Origin of the sequence: Serratia sp. (in: enterobacteria), from assembly GCF_046715635.1 — a bacterium.
Lineage (GTDB): Bacteria > Pseudomonadota > Gammaproteobacteria > Enterobacterales > Enterobacteriaceae > Chania.
The window spans coordinates 1-3,467 of record NZ_JBKJYW010000268.1; the positions used below are offsets into that span (position 1 = coordinate 1).

Annotated in this window: 4 protein-coding genes and 1 pseudogene; 4 read left to right on the forward strand and 1 reads right to left on the reverse strand. The window is 49.6% G+C overall.

Features of this window, described 5'->3' with window-relative positions:
• Together ACLQ7H_RS13200 and ACLQ7H_RS13205 are read left to right on the forward strand one after the other, a co-directional pair.
• A pseudogene (locus tag ACLQ7H_RS13200) lies at nt 1–322 on the forward strand (flavin oxidoreductase); the annotation flags it as partial.
• 361 nt (nt 323–683) lie between these two features.
• On the forward strand, nt 684–932 hold the full coding sequence (locus ACLQ7H_RS13205; protein ID WP_411753069.1) for an aminotransferase class I/II-fold pyridoxal phosphate-dependent enzyme: 249 nt from the start codon (nt 684–686) through the stop codon (nt 930–932).
• Between the two features lie 36 nt (nt 933–968).
• On the opposite strand, the gene ACLQ7H_RS13210 is transcribed toward ACLQ7H_RS13205, so the two are convergent.
• On the reverse strand, nt 969–1,526 hold the full coding sequence (locus ACLQ7H_RS13210; RefSeq protein ID WP_411753066.1) for a GNAT family N-acetyltransferase: 558 nt from the start codon (nt 1,524–1,526) through the stop codon (nt 969–971).
• Nucleotides 1,527–1,754: 228 nt separating this feature from the next.
• Between ACLQ7H_RS13210 and ACLQ7H_RS13215 the strand changes: the two genes are divergently transcribed.
• Nucleotides 1,755–2,768 carry an LLM class flavin-dependent oxidoreductase gene (locus ACLQ7H_RS13215; RefSeq protein WP_411753067.1) on the forward strand — a complete coding sequence of 338 codons (1,014 nt, stop codon included), beginning with the start codon at nt 1,755–1,757 and terminating at the stop codon, nt 2,766–2,768.
• Between the two features lie 10 nt (nt 2,769–2,778).
• Nucleotides 2,779–3,467, forward strand: a 689-nt coding sequence (locus ACLQ7H_RS13220; protein WP_411753068.1) for an amidohydrolase, incomplete at its 3' end; no start/stop codon positions are given.

Genomic DNA, 3,467 nt, shown 5'->3' on the forward strand with positions numbered 1-3,467 from the left:
ACTCTCCACCGGGTTGCGAGCCAGCGAGGCCAGAATGCTGCTGGTGCTAGACAGCGACGCCTGCCTTGATAAAGCCTGCCTGCTGGCAGAAATGGCGATGCCAACCAGAGAGATCGAAGAGGCGCAGAAAGCGTTGTACCTTAAAGGTTTGGTGTCCAGCACCGAGAATGGCCATCACTTGACCGAGGCAGGCGAACGCCAGGCCAGCGTGCTGAGAGATATTGCCGCCAAACAGCAAGAGCAGGTCCTGTCCGCTTTCACGGCAGACGAAGTGGGCATTTTGAAGAAGCTGTTGCGCGCTATTATTGCCAATAGTCAGTAAGTTAATCCCGGTAAACCCCACCGCATTGTCGGCAGCTACTCCCGTGCTAGGCATTGACTGCCGATAATGTAAGGGGGCAAATCCTTTGCCCCCTTACCAAAAAACTGCCCCGCCTAAATAGCGTTGACACGTTTTCCCCCTAATGTCAGGAGATCGGGATGTACCAATATATTAAACACACGCAACGTGATTAGTCTCTACCCTATCAGGTATAAATACCCTCGCCTCTGGTAAGTCACTCTATAGAAAAACCGCAAAGCCAGCAGGATCTTTACTGTGATGGCACCAAAAAAATGACATATATCACATTTATGACAATCAAAATTTTAGGGGCTTTATTGGGGGCTTCGTTGGCATTTTACTGACAGCGGGTTCTTCAGAAGGTATACGTGCGTCGATAGAAGCGTATGTCACACCGGACTCACAGTTGGTGATCCCGGAACTGACCTACGGCGACGGTGAACATTTCGCCGTCATTGCGGGTATGAAAATCACAAAAGTACCGATGCTTGATGGTTGGCAATTTGATATCAATGGATTAAAACAAGCCGTGGAAAAGCATAAAGGCCCATCGTTACCCTATATAACTTTTGTGACCGATACACTTTAGCCGCAAAAATTCATCATAATTATAAATGTTATAATACTAGCCGTTTAAAACGCTTGTCTTTTTAGACAGTGCATAGTAATCCTCCCTATCTGGAAATTCATATTTTTCAAACCCAAGTCCCACAAGCGATTCTATCCTTTCTTTAGCTAACGGAATTGCTTTCGTGATTATTTTTTCAACCTCAAACTCTTCAAAGAAGCCGTCAAGACACAAGGAAAATATTTCACTTAGATACATTTCATTTTCATAACGTGACAGTATATCCAACCTCAAAATCCCTGTATTAACCTTATAAGCACCAACCGTCCCAAACATTTCTATAGTCCCTACCGCAAGATTTTCTTCTTTATTCACAATTGAAAATCTTACAAACTCCTCACGCTCATAGCAACCAAGCCAGCCTATTATTGAATTTTTCATTTCTTCTATCGTATTAAAATTGAAATTGCCCGTACACATATCCGAATTGAAATAATGCCTGGATTTTACATCCGAATAACATTTTAACAAACCTTCTGCATCATCTATTGTAATAAGACGCATAATAAAATTAGATGTTTCATACGTTTTACATTCTTTGTATGGATTGCACATTTTTAACTCCTTTGTATTGTCAAATTTATAATATATCCGATAATTTTCAAGATAGATGCGACTTTGTTGAATAAATCGGCGTTAGGAGTTGACAACTGCGTCACCTGATGATGGGTTTATTGTTGCTGCTTTCCCACTATTTAGCTAATCAAATGTAAATAAATTGTTTCCCCCAACCTGCCCGGCGTTCCAATAATGAAGCCATGTTAATTGGAACGAGTGCATGACATGTCTTATCGAATCAGCCTGCTTGATAAAAGCCCGGTTGCAGCAACGGAAACCGCGTCTGATGCCTTGCAGCGCACGCTGTACTTGGCAAAACAGGCCGAAACCTGGGGCTATCATCGCTTCTGGATTGCTGAACACCACAATACTCCCCACCTCGCCAGCCCTTCACCGGAACTGGTGATTGCCTGGATCCTTGGCCAGACTCGCCATATCCGCGTGGGTTCAGGCGGCGTGATGCTACAGCATTACAGCCCCTATAAGGTGGCTGAAAACTTCAACCTGCTGGCCTCGTTGGCACCTGGCCGTATCGATCTTGGCGTGGGCAAGGCCCCAGGCGGGTTGCCATTGGCAACACGGGCACTGCAACAAGGTCTTCATCAGCAAGAGAAAGGCTCGTTTGCCGACCAGCTTGCGCAGCTAGATAACTGGCTCTCCTTGCCCGCCGCAGACGAAGGTGAGGATGCACTACAAGCCACCCCCATCCCGCCGCATATTGCAGACCGTTTCCTGCTGGGGGCCAGCAACGAGAGTGCAATATTGGCGGCACAGCTGGACTGGAATTTCGTTTTCGCGGCTCATCTTAATGGCGATAAATCCCTGATGAGGGAAGTCCTTACTACCTGGCGAAACCACAGCCAACGCGACACGCTGGTGGCCGTGCAGGTGATTGTGGCCGCGAGCGAAGCTGAGGCAACCGCGCTGGCGGCTCAGGTGGAGATATGGGGGGTTGAGCTTGAGAATGGTCAGCGTGTAACCGTGGCCAGTGAGGCTCAGGCCCAGGCCTTTGCCCGCCAGGCGGGTAGCCCTGCCCGGCTGATTGAACAACGTACTCGTTCACTGATCAAAGGCACCGCCGCAACCGTCCGTGCAGAGCTTTCTGCCTTGCAACAGACGTTTGGAATTGATGAATTCATCATTGATACCCCGGTCGCCGAAGGATCGGCGCGGATCGCTTCATTGCGCCTGCTCGCAGAAGGTATTGCGAGCTACGCCACCGAAAATGAATCCGCCTAAAGGGTAAAAGATGACATTTGCACAGCAATTGATTGACTGGCGGCGCGAGCTGCATCGCAACCCGGAACTTTCTGGACAGGAAATAGCCACCACCGCACGGCTGCGGCACTGGCTCGAATCCGCCGGGCTGCGTTTACTGCCTTATGTTCTCACCACGGGTGTTGTAGCCGAGGTCGGCCAAGGTGAGAAGGTCATAGCCTTACGTGCCGATATTGATGCATTGCCGATTGAAGAAGCCACAGACGCTCCCTTTAGTTCACAACATAAAGGCGTCATGCATGCCTGCGGGCATGATGTTCACAGCAGTGTGATCCTGGGAGCGGCATTGCTGCTGAAAGCACGGGAAACGCAACTGACTGGTCGGGTACGGTTGCTGTTTCAACCTGCGGAAGAAAACTTCACGGGTGCCAGGATGTTGATACAGGCTGGCGTTCTGCATGGCGTGAGCGCCATTTTTGGCATGCACAATGAACCCGGTCTGCCGGTGGGAACCTTTGCCACCAGAGGAGGCCCCTTTTATGCCAACGTCGATCGCTTCGTGATTGGCGTAAAGGGTAAGGGAGCCCATGCGGCACGCCCGCATGAGGGCGTGGATGCGATCGTGCTGGCCAGCCAACTGGTGACGGCGTTCCAGAGTATCACCAGCCGCAACATTAATACGTTGGAGTCCGCCGTTGTCAGCGTTACCCGTATTCAAGG